The following is a 15,341-nucleotide window of genomic DNA, read 5'->3' on the forward strand; positions in this document are numbered from 1 at the left end:
GGGGTGAAGAAACCGGCCTAGGCCGGTTTTTTCGTTTTTGAGGATTAAGTTCGTGCGCACCGCTTTTTTTGTTGATGGCTACAATCTGTTTTACCGGTTGCTCGCGGGCACTCCCCATAAGTGGCTCAACCTCAAAGGCCTGCTGGCCCATGTCGCACATATCGAAAACCCGCAAAGCTCAATCATCTCCGTTGATTACTTCACTTCTTCCGTCAAACCGATACTTGCCACTCGGGGCAGAATCTCGAAAGAGGCTCAAGACTCGTATGTGCGAGCACTGAAAGCGACCGAAGTAGCAGTGCACTACGGCCGACATTCGCTCGAACCGGCAAAAGCTCCGCGCTTCATAGACAGGAAAACAGGGGCTTCCCGTCAAGATAAGGTCGACATTTGGAAGCTTGAAGAGAAAGAAACGGATGTTCACATCGCAATCAGCATGTACCGCACGGCTACCAGGCAAGCGGCTCTAGAAGTGCATGACCGCATTGAACAGCTCGTACTGGTTTCCAGCGACACAGACATGACTCCAGCCCTTAAAGCTATTCGCGAAGATTTTCCTGACATAACTATCGGGGTCATTCTTCCTCATCGAGCTGAATCGAACTGTCCTTCACCAGGTTCGCTAAAGGAACACTCCCATTGGATGCGTCGAGTCATCTCCGCAGAAGAGCTGCAATCACACCAGTTCCCGGATCGCGTGCCTACCCGTAAAACGCCGGCAATCAAGCCGGATTATTGGTAACGGCATTGGCCAATGGATACACCGACTCCCATCCCCCACCCAACGCTTTATACAAACCCACCATCGCCAGCGAGACCGCGGTCGAGCTCTCCACGAATTGTTCCTGAGTCGCCAGCAACGCGCCTTGAACAGTCAGCACGTTGACGAAATCCACCACCCCTTCCACGTATTGCTGCTGCGCGGTGCGCAGGGCGATCTGGTTCTGGCGCACGGCTTCGGCGAGGCTGTCGCGGCGCAGTTGGCTGGCGTTGTAGGCGGTCAGTTGATCATCTATTTCATGCCACGCACGTAGTACGGTTTGCTGGTAGGCGATAGCGGCCTCCTGTTGCTGTGCCTCGCGCAAGTTCAGAACGCCGCGCGACCGTCCACCATCGAACAGCGGCAAGCTCAGTTGTGGGCCGATGCCAAAGGAGCGCGAGCCCCAGGTGCCGAAATCACTGAGCTGCAGGGCTTGCGAACCGAGGCTGCCGGACAAGGTAATCCGTGGATAGAAATCGCCCTTGGCCACGCCGATGCTCGCTGTAGCGGCATGCAGGCGAGCTTCGGCCTGGCGGATATCCGGACGGCGTTCGGCCAATTGCGACGGCAGGCCGATGGCGACCTGACGCGGGGTTGGCGGCACGGGGGCGTCTGTGGATAACTCGGCGAACAGCGCTTGCGGTCGTTCACCCATCAACAGGCTGAGGGCGTTGATCAGTTGCGACTGACGCTGTTCAAGCGCGGGCAAGCGCGATTCGATGGCGGCGACTTGAGCCGCCGCTTCGGCGACGTCCAGGTCGGTGGCAACGCCGTCGGCCAGACGCAGTTGCGACAGTTTCAAGCTGTGGCGGGCGACGTCGAGGTTTTGCTCAGTGACGGCACGAGTGCTTTGTACGCCGCGCAATTGAATGTAGTCCTGAGCCGTTTCGGCGAGCACCGACAGCAGCACGCCGCGACGATCGTTTTCCGCGACTTCAAGGGTCGCATCCGCAGCTTCGGTTTCGCGACGCACACGGCCCCATAAATCCAGCTCCCAGGATGCGGAGAAACCTGCGTCCCACAGATTGAACGCCGAGTCGCCGTTGTGGCCGGACGGGTCCATCAATCCTTCGCCGCTGTTGCGTTTACGTCCGTAACTGCCCGTGGCGGCGGTGTTGGGGTAACGCTCGGCGGTAACCACCTGGCGCACGGCACGGCTTTGTTGCAGGCGGCTGCTGGCGAGTTTCAGGTCGAGGTTGTCCGTCAGGGCTCGTTGGCTCAGGGCGGAAAGTTTCGGGTCGTTGAAGACTTCCCACCAGCGCTCATCCATGGTCTCTGTGACGGTTTGGCTGGCAGCGGCTTTTACTGGTTTTGACCATTCAGTGATTTGCTGCGCTTGAGGCTTGTGGAAGTCGGGGCCGACGGTGCAAGCGCAAAGGCTCATGACCAGCAGGGTGCCAAAGGTGAGTTGAGGCCACCGGCCTCTTCGCGGGCAAGCCCGCTCCCACATTGAAATTCGGTCAACTGTGGGAGCGGGCTTGCCCGCGAAGGCGTCAGTCCAGTCAACAAAGGTCTTCATTGCTGAGCTACCTCACGCAAGGCGGTGCTCGCCGTATCGATCCTCGCTTCGACCGACATCCCCACCCGCAACCGCTCGGCCAATGCCTGCCCCGGTTCCAGCACAATCTTCACCGGAATCCGCTGCACCACCTTGGTGAAGTTGCCAGTGGCGTTGTCCGGTTTCACCGACGCGAACGTCACGCCGGTGGCCGGGGCGATGCTCTCGACGCGACCGTTCAGGACTTCGCTGCCAAGGCTGTCGACACGCACTTGCACGCCCTGACCCGGTTTCACATCAGTCAGTTGGGTTTCCTGAAAATTGGCCACCACGTAAGCCTGGGCCAGCGGCACCACCGCCAGCATTTTGCTGCCCGGCGTCACGTAAGCGCCAACCCGCACTGCGCGCTCGCCAACCATGCCGTCCTGCGGCGCAACGATGCGCGTGTAAGACAGCTCGTAGCTGGCCATTTCCAGCGCCGCTTGCGCTCGCTTCAGTCCACCTTCGGCCGCGTCGCGCTGAGCGGTGAGGATCTCCACTTGCTTGCGTTCCGCCGCCAGCACTGCGGTCACGTTGGCCAATCGAGCAGTGGCCTGATCAATGCGTGTGCGCGCTTGCTGAGCGTTCTGCACCGTACCCGCACCCACGCCGGCCAAGTGGTTGTAGCGATTCAACTCGTGTGCGGCAAAGTCCATTTCAGCCTTGGCCGACACCACTGACGCCTGCGCTTGAGCAATCACCGATGTCTGGCGCTCAAGGGTGGCCCGCGCGTTTTGCAATTGCGCCCTGGCCACCAGCGTTTCGGCGTCGGCGGCTTGGGCGGCGGCACGCAGATCCCGATCATCGATCAGCGCCAGCAACTGACCAGCCTTGACCTGTTGGTTGTCTTCCACCAGCACTTCCTTGATGAAACCCGCCACGCGAGGCACCACCAGGGTGAAGTCCGCCGAGACGAAGGCATCGTTGGTGCTCTGTTGTGTGCGTTTGCCCAAAAAACCTGGCGCCAGCAGGTAAACCAGCACGCCGACCGCCACCACAGCGACGATGCTGACCGCCATTTTTTGCTTTGCTTGAGTCGTCATAAAAACCTTCTGTCTCAGTGAAACGTTCATGTCGGTGCGCGCGGTGGATAAATCCGCGTCGGCAACCAGAAAATCAGCAGGATCAGCGTCACGGCGACGCCCGCCATGCACAGATAAAGATCGGATGCCGTCAGCACGACGGCTTGTTCATGCAGGCGATGAGCAAGGCCCGCATTGTCTCTGTCAGCCAGCGGCGAGTTACCGAGGTTGTCCACCAGCATGGTCGAGTGAAAATGCAGACGCGTGGTGGTCAACACTTCGATCACCCCGGTGGCAACCACCGCCGAAAGGCCTTTCACGGTGTTGAACCAGGCCGAGGCATAGGGGCCTTCCATTGGCGTGATGCTGCCGGTAGAAAGCATCAGCAGCGGCAGCACCGCCATCGGCTGACCGAGGATTTGCAGCCATTGCAGGACGTAGAAATCGTCGCGAATCCACACCGACGTCAGGTGCGAACCACCGATGCAAGACAGCGCCAACAGGCTCAGACCGATCCCCAGTACCCAGCGACAATCGACCCAACGCAAGTTGCACAACGTCGCCACCAACGGCAGCGCGATCAACTGTGGCAACGCCGCCAGCAGCATGATCGGCGCGGTCTGGACAGGGCGATAACCCTGCACCTGCGCCAGGTAGCTGGACGGAATGATGATCACCGCCAACAGCACCACCAGCACGCCCGCCAGGGTCAGCAAGGCGAACGACAGGTTGCGGATGCCGAGCATTTGCATCTTGAAAAACGGGATCGGCTGCGACCATTCATTGGTCAGGAACAGCACCAGCAGCAACAGACCACCGCCGAGCAATCCGCAGATCAGGTTCGACTCCAACCAATCCAGCCGATTGCCCTGCAGGATGCCGATCACCAGCATGCAAATCGCCGGAAAACCCAGGAGTAATCCGCGCCAGTTAAATTGCTTGAAACGCTCCAGACGCAGCGGATCCTGCGGCAAGCCGTAGGCGACCGCCGCCATGGCAATCAGACACGGCGCGATGACTTGCCAGAAGGTCCACTGCCAGCCGACATACTCGGTCCACAAACCCGCCAACGGCGTGCCGAGGCCTGGGCCGAAAGTGGCCGTCAGCGCATAACCTGCCAGACCGTAAAGCTTCACGTTGGCCGGTAAAAATCGCAGCGCGACGGTCATCAGCATCGGCGGCAGCGCGCCGCCGGCCAGGCCTTGCAACGTGCGCATGAGCAGCAGGCTTTCGTAGTTCGGCGCGAACGGGCACAAGACGCCCAATACGGTAAAGGCGCTGATGGCGCAGAGGGTGAAGCGCCGCAACGAGAACGTCACCGCGCACCATGGCGCGAAGGCCATCGCGGCCACCGACGTCGCCGTGTAACTGGCGACCAACCAAGTGCCTTCGTCGTAGCCGATGGCCAACGCGCCACGGATGTCGGCCAGCGCGACTTTGGTCACCATCTCATTAAGGCCCGACACCAGCACCGCCAGCAACACGCCCACCAGGCCGATGATGATTCGTGGGCCGAAGGCCGGGGGCGCGGCGGCAGCCGGACTGGCCACGGCGAGCGGTGCCGTGACCGTAAGCGAAGTCATTGCTGCAAGCTCCGGGGTTTGAACACCGGGGCATTTTAAGAAGTGCAGGACATTACGAAAATTGACTTATCGGCAGCTTATAAGTGCACTGGACGCAGCAATGAAGAACGTGTGGGAGCGGGCTTGCTCGCGAAAGCGGCGTATCAGTCGCCATTGATGTTGAAGGTGATGGCCCCTTCGCGAGCAAGCCCGCTCCCACAGCAAGTCAGTGATCAGCTTGCGGAGGGTTGCGCGGCCAGCCACGTCTCGTCGCAACAGGCCTTGAGTGTTTCACGCAGCCAGCGATGGGCTGGATCATTGTCGTAGCGTGGGTGCCAGGCCTGGGTCAGCATCAGGGTTGGCAAGGGCACAGGCAGGGTAAAGGAGCGTAGTTTCAAGCCCAGGCGTCGCACGCTCAAAATGGCTTCCTGAGGAACCGGCAGGATCAAATCGGAATCCGGCAGCGCAAACATTGCCGCATGGAAACTCGGCGCAATCACCGCCACCCGCCGTTCCAGTCCCAACGCGCTGAGTGCCGTATCGATCGGCCCGCGAGCGATCCCGCGGCGGGACATGCTGATATGGGAGAACCCGGCATAGCGTTCAGCCGTGATCTCCTGCGCAAACAAGGGGTGATCTTCACGCACCAAGCCGACAAAGTGCGTGGAAAACAAGTTCTGCACCTTCACTTCCGGCATGACCGGACGATTGTTGCTGACGCTTAAGTCGATTCGCCCCTCACGCAAGGCCTCGTCATCGCCATCGCCCTCGGGCACGAAGCGCAATTCGCAGTGCGGGGCCTGGCGCTCCATCGTGTCGAAAAGCTTGCCCCCGTAAACACCAACGAAAAAATCGTTGGCCCGAATACTGAATCGGCGACGCAAACTGCCCAAGTCCACGTCATCGGCAGAGCGGAACAGCCGCGCGGCCTGCTCGACCAGATCGCGCACCTGCTCGCGCAACGCCAACGCCTTGGGCGTTGGCACCAGGCCACGACCGGCGCGCACCAGAATCGGATCGCCAATGGCCTCACGGATCCGCGTCAGGGTGCGGCTCATTGCTGGCGGACTGAGGTTCATACGCCGCGCCGCGCCGACTACGCTGCCCTCGTCGAGCAGAGCGTCGAGGGCGACCAGAAGATTCATGTCCGGGAGTTGCATCGTGAGCACTCGTATCTGAGGTGGATTGACTCAGACGCAATGCTAACAAACATTCTCCTGACTTATGTGGTGGCAGGTCTGGCCCCTTCGCGGGCAAGCCCGCTCCCACAGGGATTTCCAGTGGATGCAGACTTTGTATTCAACACATAAACCTGTGGGAGCGAGCCTGCTCGCGATGGCATCAGCCCGGACACCACAAAACTCAGCGCTGCATCCCCCAACGCTTGACGGTCACCCGCTCCAGCGAATCAAACACCAGGTTCTCCACCAGCAACCCGATCAAGATCACCACCGCCAACCCGGCAAATACTTTGTCGGTGTAAAGCTCATTGCGATTCTGGAAGATATACCAGCCCAACCCGCCTTTGCCGCTGGTGGCGCCGAACACCAGTTCAGCGGCGATCAACGTACGCCAGGCGAAGGCCCAGCCGATTTTCAATCCGGCGAGGATCGACGGCAGTGCCGCCGGAATCAGAATGAACAACACGAAACGCATGCCCTTGAGACCGTAATTACGCCCGGCCATGCGCAAGGTTTCCGAGACCCCGAGAAATCCGGCATAGGTATTCAACGCAAGCGCCCAGAGCACCGAATGCACCAGCACGAAAATCAGGCTGTTCTGCCCCAGACCGAACCACAACAGCGCCAGCGGCAACAGCGCAATGGCCGGCAGCGGATTGAACATCGAGGTCAAGGTGCTCAGCAGGTCGCGCCCAAACTGCGTCGACACCGCCAGCGTGGTCAGGGCAAACGCCAGCACAATGCCGATCAGGTAACCCTTGAGCAACACCACCAGGGAAATCCAGACCTTGCCGAGCAACTCACCGCTGAGCAAACCGTCATACAGCGCACTGGCGGTTTGTAAAAAACTGGGCAGCAGCAGGTCGTTGTTCTGCACGCGGGCAACCACTTCCCACAGCACCGCAAGCAGAATCAGGATCAGGCTTTTACGAATCCAGCCTTGCTGCCACAGGCGCTGACCGAGCGGTAGTTCACGCTCCAGCGGCACGCTCGTGAGCGGCTGCAGAACGGTTTCGAATTCTTCACGCGGGGATGATAAATGGCTCATCGGGCACTCCTCTCAATGGCTCAATAAGCGATGCGGATATCAGTGAAATCCAGCTCACGTTCGGTTTCCGGTGACTGGCCTTCATCGAACAACAATCGGTGAATGCGCCGCGCAGACTCCTGAAACGCCACGCCGCCAAGGCTGTGCAGATCGTATTGATGGCTGTGGACTTCTGCCCTTACACGCCCCGGATGTGGCGACAGCAACAGGATGCGATTGCCCACCACCAGCGCTTCTTCGATGGAGTGAGTGACGAACAGCAGCGTGAAACGCACTTCCTCCCAAAGCAGCAGCAATTCCTCCTGCATCTTGCGGCGCGTGAGCGCATCAAGGGCGGCGAAGGGTTCGTCCATCAAGAGGATTTTCGGTTGCATCGCCAACGCCCGGGCGATCGCCACGCGCGCCTTCATGCCACCGGACAAGGTGTGCGGGTAGGCATCGGCAAACGCCGCCAGACCGACCTTGTCCAGGTAGTGCAGCGCCCGCTCCTCGGCCTCTTTGCGTTTGAGGGTTTTCGAGGCGAGCAGCGGAAACATCACATTCTGTTTGACGGTTTTCCATGGCGGCAGTTGGTCGAACTCCTGGAACACCACGATCCGGTCCGGCCCTGGCGCATCGACGGTTTGCCCTTGAAGACGGATCTCGCCCTCGCAGGGCCGGATAAACCCGGCAACCGCCTTGAGCAACGTCGACTTGCCGCAACCTGACGGCCCCAGGAGCACAAAACGGTCCGCCGGATCGATTTCAAAACTGACTTGATGCGTCGCCCGAACCACTCGTTGTGGCGTGCGATATTCGAGGCTGACATTGCCGACCGACAGCAGCGCCTGGGCGGTGTCGTTCGGTTTGCTGACCGTGTGGCCTTGCAAAGGGGCGTTCATGGCAATCAGCTCCCTTGCAGTGGTTTGGCGTCCTGGAAGAAGTAGTCCTTCCACGAATCCGGTTTGTTTTTGATCGCGCCGACGCGGTAGAGGAATTCGGCCAACGGGTAAGTATTTTTCGGCGTGACGCTGAACTCGAATTGCGGGTTGTCGATGATTTTCAACAAGTCGGCGCGGTCGATTTTCGCCTTGGTGACACGGATGTAAGTGTCGGCGGCGGCGCCTTTGTCTTTCTGAGCGAACTCGGCCGCTTCAGTCAGCGCTTCGACGAAGGCTTTATATGTTTTCGGGTTTTCATCGCGGAATTTTTCGGTGGCAAACAGCACGGTCGGCGAGTTCGGGCCGAGGACGTCATAGGAATTCAAGACCACGTGCACATTAGGATTGGCCAGTTCCTGGTCCTGGAACGGCGGATTGGAAAAGTGCCCGGACAACTCGGTGCCTCCAGCAACCAATGCAGCTGTGGCATCCGGGTGCGGAACCGCAATGGTGTACTTGTCGAGACGATTGAATTCCTTGTCCCCCCACTGTTTGGCCGCCGCGTATTGCAAGAAACGCGACTGCACCGAGACGCCCACCGCCGGCACCGCAATGCGATCCTTTTCGGTGAAGTCAGCGATGGTCTTGACCTTGGGATTGTTGCTCACCAGGTAGTACGGAAAGTTGCCCAGGGAAGCCACGGCCTTGACGTTCTGCTTGCCGTGGGTGCGGTCCCAAATCGTCAGCAGCGGTCCGACGCCGGCACCGGCGATATCAATGGAACCGGAGAGCAACGCATCGTTGACCGCTGCGCCACCGGACAACTGAGTCCAGTCGACCTTGATGTCGATGCCTTCCTGCTTGCCGTACTTCTCGATCAGGTTCTGATCGCGCACCACGTTGAGCAACAAATAGACAATACCGAACTGCTCGGCAATGCGGATTTCACCTTCAGCATGGGCCACGGTCGGCGCCACCAGGCTGCCGGCGATCAGGCTGAAACCCAAACCGATGGCAGCTGCCAGCGGTGCGAATGGAAGACGTTTGGACATGATCGATCTCCGACGGAATCAGTAAGGCGCGTCGCCCTGGATGGTGGTTCGATACAACTTGCGGCGCAGATGACTTGGGCATCCGGCGGCAAGGTGGATCAGCGAGCGGTTGTCCCAGAACACCAGGTCGTGGGCCTGCCATTGGTGGCGATAAATGTTTTGCGGCAGCACGCTGTGGGCATAGAGCTCGGCGAGCAGTTGCTTGCTCTCGTCTTCCGGCAAACCGACGATGCGGGTAGTGAAACCCTCGCTGACGAACAACGCCTTGCGACCGTTTTCCGGGTGCGTACGGACGATCGGATGGATGACTTCGGCGACCTGAGCCAATTGCTCCGGCGTCAGCGTCGGACGCCAGTTGCCTTCGAATTTGGTCTCGCTGTAGCGCGCCGTATATGAGTGCGCAGCCGAGCGACCTTCGACAGCCTTGCGCAGCGCCTCGGGCAGGTTGTCCCAGGCTTTATGCATGTCGGCGAACAGCGTGTCGCCACCTTCGGATGGCAGCTCCTGGGCGTGCAGCATCGAGCCCAGGCTGGGCAGTTCTTTATAGGAAAGGTCGGAGTGCCAGAACTTGCCGGCGTCACCGAGGCCGATGGATTGGCCGTTTTCGATGATGTTGGAAACGATGAGGATTTCCGGATGCCCGGCCAGCAGGAATTGCTTGAGCACATGGATCTGCAACACGCCGAATCGGCGACTGAAGGCGATCTGCTGCTCGGGGGTAATGCGCTGGTCGCGGAACACCACGACGTGATGGTCAAGGTGCGCGCGGTGGATGCGGGCGAAGTCCTGATCGTTGATCGGTCGGGACAGATCGAGGCCGATGATCTCGGCACCGACGGCGCCGCTGAACGGGCGGATGTCGAAGGTTTGTGGCGCGATTGCGGGTGACGCAGAGACGGCTGACATAAAAATCACTCCCACGCACGGCACGCTCATGGGCGCGCACGTCGATCAAGAAACTCACGGAGGTCCCGTGTTGGTTCGTGTCGTGCGGCGCGCCGATTGGTCGGCAGGTACGCAGGAAAGTGACTTTATAGATATAAGAACTGAAATTTAAATACCGTTAGCGAATAACGATATGGCTTTTGGGTTGTGCCGCTCTTGAGGCCGCCATCGCGGGCAAGCCCGCCCCCACATTGGATTTGTGTCGATCACATAACCAATGTGGGAGCGGGCTTGCTCGCGAAGAGGCCCTAAGCCGCAAAGAAGATTTACCGCTCGTGCAACGCCTCTGCCCGCGCCCGAATGATCGGTTTGAGCAGGTAGCTCAGAATAGTTTTCTTGCCAGTGATGATATCCACCGAAGCCACCATCCCCGGAATGATCAGCAACGGTTTCTCATCTGTCCCCAGGTGGCTGCGCTCCGTGCGCAGCTTGATGATGTAGTACGTGGTCTTCTTGTCTTCATCGGTGATGGTGTCGGCACCGATCTGCTCCAGCTTGGCCTTGAGCCCACCATAAATGGTGTAGTCGTACGCCGTGAATTTCACCGTCGCTTCTTGCCCCGGATGCAGGAACGCAATGTCCTGCGGACGAATCTTCGCCTCCACCAGCAAGGTGTCGTCCAGCGGCACGATTTCCACCAGATCACTGCCCGGCTGGATCACACCGCCGATGGTGTTCACCAGCAACTTGTTGACGATGCCCCGTACCGGCGAAGTGACCAGCGTCCGGCTGACACGGTCTTCCAACGCTTTGCCGGTGGCCTGGGCCTTGTTCAGGTCCGTGCGCGCTTCGTTGAGTTGCGTCAGCGCCTCGCTGCGGAACTTGCCGCGCGTCTCGTCGATCTTGCGCTGCACTTCCTTGATCGCCGATTCGGCGCGAGGGATCGCCAGCGTCGTGGCGTCCAGCTGGCCACGGGTTTCGACCTCGGCGCGCTTGAGCCGCAGCACTTCAACCGGCGACACCGCGCCCTGAGCCACCAGCGGCTCGGACATGGCGATTTCCTGACGTTGTAACGACAGTCCGTTGCGGTACTGCGACTGCTTGGAAGTAAATTCGCGCAGCTCCTGCTGACGCTGGATCAACTGCTCCTGCAACCCTCCGATTTCATCGTGCAGTTGCTGGCGGCGGCTGATGTACAGCGACTCCTCGCTGGCAGCCTGGCCAGGAACAGCCTTGAGCACATCGGCGGGGAAATTCAACGGACGATCATCGACTTCAGCGCTCAGCCGCTCCACGCGCAGCAGCATCGACAGTCGATCGGCTTCGGTTTCGCCCACGTTGGAGGCGAAACGGGTGTCGTCCAGGCGAATCAACGGTGCGCCCGCTTCGACGATCTGCCCTTCGGTGACGAACAGCTCGGAGACGATACCGCCTTCGAGGTTCTGGATTTTCTGGATCTTCGACGACGGAATAGCCTTGCCGTCGCCCTTGGTGACTTCGTCGATCACCGCGTAGTTGGCCCAGAGCATCAGGAACACGAAGAAACCGATGATCGCCCAGATCGTCAGCCGCACCACACGTGGGGCGTCTTCGATCAGCGCTTTATTGACCTCGGGCAGTGGCTGGCCATGCAGCGACTCGGAGCCTTTGAAGTAACGGCGAATGGAGTTCTTGACCCCGGACTTAAGCAACACTGATCTGCCCCTTTTTCAACGCTTCCATCACGGCGGCTTTCGGGCCATCGGCGAGAATCTGTCCACGGTCGATAACGATCAAGCGATCCACCAGCGACAACAGCGACGCCCGGTGCGTGACCAGCACCACGGTTTTGCTCTCGACGACGGCGGCGAGACGTTGTTTGAGACGCTCTTCACCGGTGTTATCCATGGCGCTGGTGGGTTCATCGAGCAGCAGGATCGGCGGGTTGAGCAGCAACGCCCGGGCCAGGGCGACGTTCTGGCGCTGACCGCCGGACAGGTTCTGCCCGCGCTCACCGACTTGCAGCTCATAGCCTTGCGGGTGCAGACGGGCGAACTCGTGTACTCCGGCCAGCTCGGCCGCTTGCAGGACCATTTCGTCTTCGACATAGCGCGCGCCTGACACCAGGTTGTCGCGCAACGTGCCGGCCAGCAACTGGATGTCCTGCGCCACATAACCGATGTTGTAGCGCAATTCACTGACATCGATCTGGCGAATATCGACGCCATCCACCAACAGTGCGCCGTCGTCCGGTTGATAGAGACCGACCAGCAGTTTGGCCAGCGAGCTTTTGCCCGAGCCGCTGCGACCGATGATGCCGATCTTCTCGCCAGGCTTGATGATCAGGTTGATGTTTTTCAGCGCCGCGTTTTGCTGATTCGGGTAGGTGAAGTTCAGCTGCCGGCATTCGATAGCGCCTTGCAGCACCTTGCGGCTCAACGGACGTTCATCGAAATTGCGCTCTTGCGGCAACTCCATCATTTGATCGACCGAGGTCATGGTCACCCGCGCTTGCTGGTAGCGGGTCAACAGGCCCGACAACGAAGCCAGCGGGCTGAGCGCGCGGCCACTGAGCATATAACAGGCGATCAAACCGCCCATGCTCAGGTGCCCGTCGATGATCTGGTACACGCCGAATACGATCATGATCACGCCAGCCAATTGCTGGATCAGCAAGGTGATGTTCATCGCCAGGCCGGAAAGCATTTTCACCCGCAGTTCGAGGCGGCTGAGGGTGCCGATAGTTTGTTCCCACTGGTACTGACGTTCGCTTTCAGCGTTGTTGACCTTCACCGCGTCGAGGCCGGCGAGGGTTTCGATCAGGCTCGATTGACGCTCGGCGCCCAGGGCCATGGTTCGTTCCATGGTCGCCACCAACGGCTTCTGCAAGGCATAACCGATCAGCAACGCAATCGGGAACGCCAGCACTGGGATCCACACAAGGTGACCGCCGAGGATCGCGATGACCAAAAAGATCAGCAGCGTAAACGGCAGGTCGATCAGGCTGGTCAGGGTCAGCGAGGCGAGGAAGTCGCGCAGGCTCTGAAACTCATGGATGTTCTGGGCAAAGCTGCCGACCCGGGCCGGGCGATACTTCATGGCCATGCCGACAATGCGCTCGAACAACGTGGCCGAGATGATCAGGTCGGTTTTCTTGCCGGCCAGATCCAGGCACAAGCTGCGCAGGCTTTTGAGGATCAGGTCGAACAGGTAGGCGCCCGTGATGCCGATGGCCAGCACCCAGAGAGTCGATTCGGCCTGGTTCGGCACAACGCGGTCGTAGACGTTCATCACGAACAGCGGCGCGGCCATGGCGATGATGTTGATCAGGAAACTGGCGGCAATGGCATCGGCGTACAGCCAGCGCGATCGCTTGAGGGTGTCGCGGAACCACGAGCGCGCACGCGGGATCAGCGTGCCGTGATTGACGTCGAATTTGTGTTGGGGCTGGGCGAAGAACACTTTGCCGATGTAGTCGTCGGCCAACAGTTCGCGACTGACCACGCTTTCACCGCCGTCGCTTTCGCTGAGCAATACGCGGGCCTGATCCTCACCTTGCCAACCGAGCAGGACGGCACTTCGACCGTCCTTGAGCAGCAGCAGTGCCGGCATGGCAATCGTTGGGATCTGCTCAAGCTTGCGTTGCAGCACCCGCCCTTGCAGGCCGGCGCGGGCTGCCGCGCGGGGCAGCAGTTCCACGCTCAGGCGTTGCTTGGGTAATGGCAAGCCGGTGGTCAACATCGCGGCGCTGGCTGGCTTCTGATGCAACGTGCACAGGGCCAGCAAACCATCCAGTAACGGATCGTCGTGCAGCGCGCGTGGATCATGAATGAGTTGAACTCGACTGACTTCTGATTCCACGCTCGGCACTCTTGGCAAACAGTTGAATAAGGAAGACTCAATTCATCCCGGGTAGCAGGACCCTGGGCTTCACATCGTTCTGCACAACGGATGCCAACGGTGCGACCACTCCCTGGCTTTTGAGTAACTCGCCCATGGTCGCCTTGATTCGATATTGAGTAAATAACTGAATGTTCTTGATCTCCGCCAGGCGACGGGAAGCGGTGAACAGTTCGTTTTCACTGTCGAGCAAGTCGAGCAAAGTGCGTTCGCCCAGGCTGAACTGCCGCTGATACGCAGTGCGCACACTGGTGCTGTGATCAACATATTGCTGGGCGATCGGCACTTGGGCGTTGGCATTGTTCAGCGCATTCCAGGCCAGGCCCAACTCTTCATTTAATACGCGCAGGGCATTATTGCGGATATCCAGGGCCTGGTTCGACAGGTAGGACTTGGACTCCAGATCAGCCTTGTTACTGCCACCGGCATACAGGTTAAAGCGCATGCGCAGCATGGCTTGCCATTCGTTGGTGTGACCGTTCTGCCCGTCGAGATCGTTGTCGGCGGTGCGACCCAGTTCGGCATCGAAGCGCGGGTAGAAGGACGATTTGGCGGTGTCGTATTGCTTTTCGGCAGCGGCGATATCGGACTCGGCGGAACGCAGGATCGGGCTGTTTTCCAGCATCTGCGCGCGGGCTTCATTCAAGTTGGCCGGCAACAGCGCGAGGAATTCGGCTGGGCGCTCCAGTTGATCGGGCATCTGGCCCACAGCACTGAGAAAGTTGGTCTCGGCATCCGCCAGGTTGGTCTGTTCGGTGATCAAGTTGTTGCGGGCCTGGGCCATGCGCGCTTCTGCCTGATCGAGGTCGGCGCCGCTGCCCACGCCACGCTGGGTGCGTAACTTGATCTGGTCAAAAATCCGCTCGTGACTCTTCAAGTTGTCGGTGGCCAGACGAACGAACTCGCGACGGGTCAGGACATCGAGATAGACCTGTGCAACGGTCAGTGCAGTGCGTTCCGAGGTGCCCAATAAAGAATAAGCCCGGGAGTTAACGGTGGCTTGTTGACGCCCCACTTCACTGGACGTCGCAAAACCGTCAAAAACCATTTGCGACAACCGCAAACTTGACTCGCCTCGGTTCAAAGTTTCCCAGTGATTATTATTGCCGGCAGACCGCGTATTGACGTTGTCCGCTCCCTCGCGACCATAACCGCCCAGCAGATCGACCCGTGGCAGGTATCCACCTTTTGCTGCCTTTAATTGATAATCCGCCGCCAATCGACTGTTAACACCTGCCTGAATTTCGGGATGGACGTCCAACGCCTGTTGCATGGCCTCCGGAAGTGACTGCGCCTGAACAAAACCGGCGGTTATGGCGAAAGGTAAAGCCTTGAGCAGCTGCAAACGCATGGTTGGAATTTCCCGGAATTACTTGTCTTGAATCACTGCAGAACGTGCCGCTGCATCGGATGATTGTCATCGTGATTACCGTATGTCGGAAATGTTGAACTTGTAACCGAGCTGCCTTCTGCGGGGCAGATAGCCACTTCAATATCAATGTGACATTACGGGAGCGAGTGTTTAGGATGAGAAGTGCAAGGTCAATACTTTGGC

Annotated in this window: 12 protein-coding genes; 1 reads left to right on the forward strand and 11 read right to left on the reverse strand. The window is 59.4% G+C overall.

Going from position 1 to position 15,341, the window contains the following annotated elements:
• Positions 1-52: 52 nt before the first annotated feature.
• Positions 53-742, forward strand: a complete 690-nt coding sequence (locus HNR03_RS28670) for an NYN domain-containing protein (RefSeq protein WP_259157474.1) — start codon at positions 53-55, stop codon at positions 740-742.
• Here HNR03_RS28670 and HNR03_RS28675 read toward each other — a convergent pair.
• The 11 genes from HNR03_RS28675 to HNR03_RS28725 all read right to left on the reverse strand — a co-directional run bounded on the left by HNR03_RS28675 (position 723) and on the right by HNR03_RS28725 (position 15,137).
• The gene (locus HNR03_RS28675; RefSeq protein WP_259157475.1) at positions 723-2,279 is read right to left on the reverse strand and encodes an efflux transporter outer membrane subunit; all 1,557 of its coding nucleotides are present in this window, start codon (positions 2,277-2,279) and stop codon (positions 723-725) included. The two genes, HNR03_RS28670 and HNR03_RS28675, sit on opposite strands and share 20 nt — an antisense overlap.
• Entirely contained in the window at positions 2,276-3,340 is a 1,065-nt protein-coding gene (locus HNR03_RS28680; protein ID WP_259157477.1) for an HlyD family secretion protein, read from the reverse strand. The genes HNR03_RS28675 and HNR03_RS28680 overlap by 4 nt, the downstream gene beginning before the upstream one ends.
• Before the next feature lie 26 nt (positions 3,341-3,366).
• Positions 3,367-4,902, reverse strand: a complete 1,536-nt coding sequence (locus HNR03_RS28685) for an MFS transporter (RefSeq protein ID WP_259157478.1) — start codon at positions 4,900-4,902, stop codon at positions 3,367-3,369.
• A gap of 212 nt (positions 4,903-5,114) precedes the next feature.
• The gene (locus HNR03_RS28690) at positions 5,115-6,041 is read right to left on the reverse strand and encodes a LysR family transcriptional regulator (RefSeq protein ID WP_259157479.1); all 927 of its coding nucleotides are present in this window, start codon (positions 6,039-6,041) and stop codon (positions 5,115-5,117) included.
• 202 nt (positions 6,042-6,243) lie between these two features.
• Entirely contained in the window at positions 6,244-7,110 is an 867-nt protein-coding gene (locus tag HNR03_RS28695; RefSeq protein ID WP_259157480.1) for an ABC transporter permease, read from the reverse strand.
• Between the two features lie 20 nt (positions 7,111-7,130).
• Positions 7,131-7,991: an ABC transporter ATP-binding protein gene (locus HNR03_RS28700; RefSeq protein ID WP_259157481.1), complete on the reverse strand. Its 861-nt coding sequence runs from the start codon at positions 7,989-7,991 to the stop codon at positions 7,131-7,133.
• 5 nt (positions 7,992-7,996) lie between these two features.
• Complete coding sequence (locus HNR03_RS28705; protein WP_259157482.1) at positions 7,997-9,022, reverse strand: ABC transporter substrate-binding protein; 1,026 nt, start codon at positions 9,020-9,022, stop codon at positions 7,997-7,999.
• A gap of 18 nt (positions 9,023-9,040) precedes the next feature.
• Positions 9,041-9,928, reverse strand: coding sequence for a TauD/TfdA family dioxygenase (locus HNR03_RS28710; protein WP_259157485.1), 888 nt, complete (start codon positions 9,926-9,928; stop codon positions 9,041-9,043).
• Between the two features lie 305 nt (positions 9,929-10,233).
• Positions 10,234-11,601 carry an HlyD family type I secretion periplasmic adaptor subunit gene (locus HNR03_RS28715; RefSeq protein WP_222589254.1) on the reverse strand — a complete coding sequence of 456 codons (1,368 nt, stop codon included), beginning with the start codon at positions 11,599-11,601 and terminating at the stop codon, positions 10,234-10,236.
• Complete coding sequence (locus HNR03_RS28720; RefSeq protein WP_259157486.1) at positions 11,591-13,747, reverse strand: type I secretion system permease/ATPase; 2,157 nt, start codon at positions 13,745-13,747, stop codon at positions 11,591-11,593. Before HNR03_RS28720 ends, HNR03_RS28715 begins: the two co-directional genes overlap by 11 nt.
• A 37-nt stretch (positions 13,748-13,784) precedes the next feature.
• Positions 13,785-15,137 carry a TolC family outer membrane protein gene (locus tag HNR03_RS28725; protein ID WP_259157487.1) on the reverse strand — a complete coding sequence of 451 codons (1,353 nt, stop codon included), beginning with the start codon at positions 15,135-15,137 and terminating at the stop codon, positions 13,785-13,787.
• Between the last annotated feature and the right edge of the window lie 204 nt (positions 15,138-15,341).

The organism is Pseudomonas sp. JAI111, assembly GCF_024809425.1.
In the GTDB taxonomy this organism is placed as follows: domain Bacteria; phylum Pseudomonadota; class Gammaproteobacteria; order Pseudomonadales; family Pseudomonadaceae; genus Aquipseudomonas.

Bases quoted from the DNA above. Each gene is read 5' to 3' on its own strand.
- HNR03_RS28695 (WP_259157480.1), bottom strand. From the start codon at position 7,110: ATGAGCCATTTATCATCCCCGCGTGAAGAATTCGAAACCGTTCTGCAG.
- HNR03_RS28710 (WP_259157485.1), bottom strand. From the start codon at position 9,928: ATGTCAGCCGTCTCTGCGTCACCCGCAATCGCGCCACAAACCTTCGAC.
- HNR03_RS28725 (WP_259157487.1), bottom strand. From the start codon at position 15,137: ATGCGTTTGCAGCTGCTCAAGGCTTTACCTTTCGCCATAACCGCCGGT.
- HNR03_RS28685 (WP_259157478.1), bottom strand. From the start codon at position 4,902: ATGACTTCGCTTACGGTCACGGCACCGCTCGCCGTGGCCAGTCCGGCT.
- HNR03_RS28675 (WP_259157475.1), bottom strand. From the start codon at position 2,279: ATGAAGACCTTTGTTGACTGGACTGACGCCTTCGCGGGCAAGCCCGCT.
- HNR03_RS28690 (WP_259157479.1), bottom strand. From the start codon at position 6,041: ATGCAACTCCCGGACATGAATCTTCTGGTCGCCCTCGACGCTCTGCTC.
- HNR03_RS28700 (WP_259157481.1), bottom strand. From the start codon at position 7,991: ATGAACGCCCCTTTGCAAGGCCACACGGTCAGCAAACCGAACGACACC.
- HNR03_RS28705 (WP_259157482.1), bottom strand. From the start codon at position 9,022: ATGTCCAAACGTCTTCCATTCGCACCGCTGGCAGCTGCCATCGGTTTG.
- HNR03_RS28680 (WP_259157477.1), bottom strand. From the start codon at position 3,340: ATGACGACTCAAGCAAAGCAAAAAATGGCGGTCAGCATCGTCGCTGTG.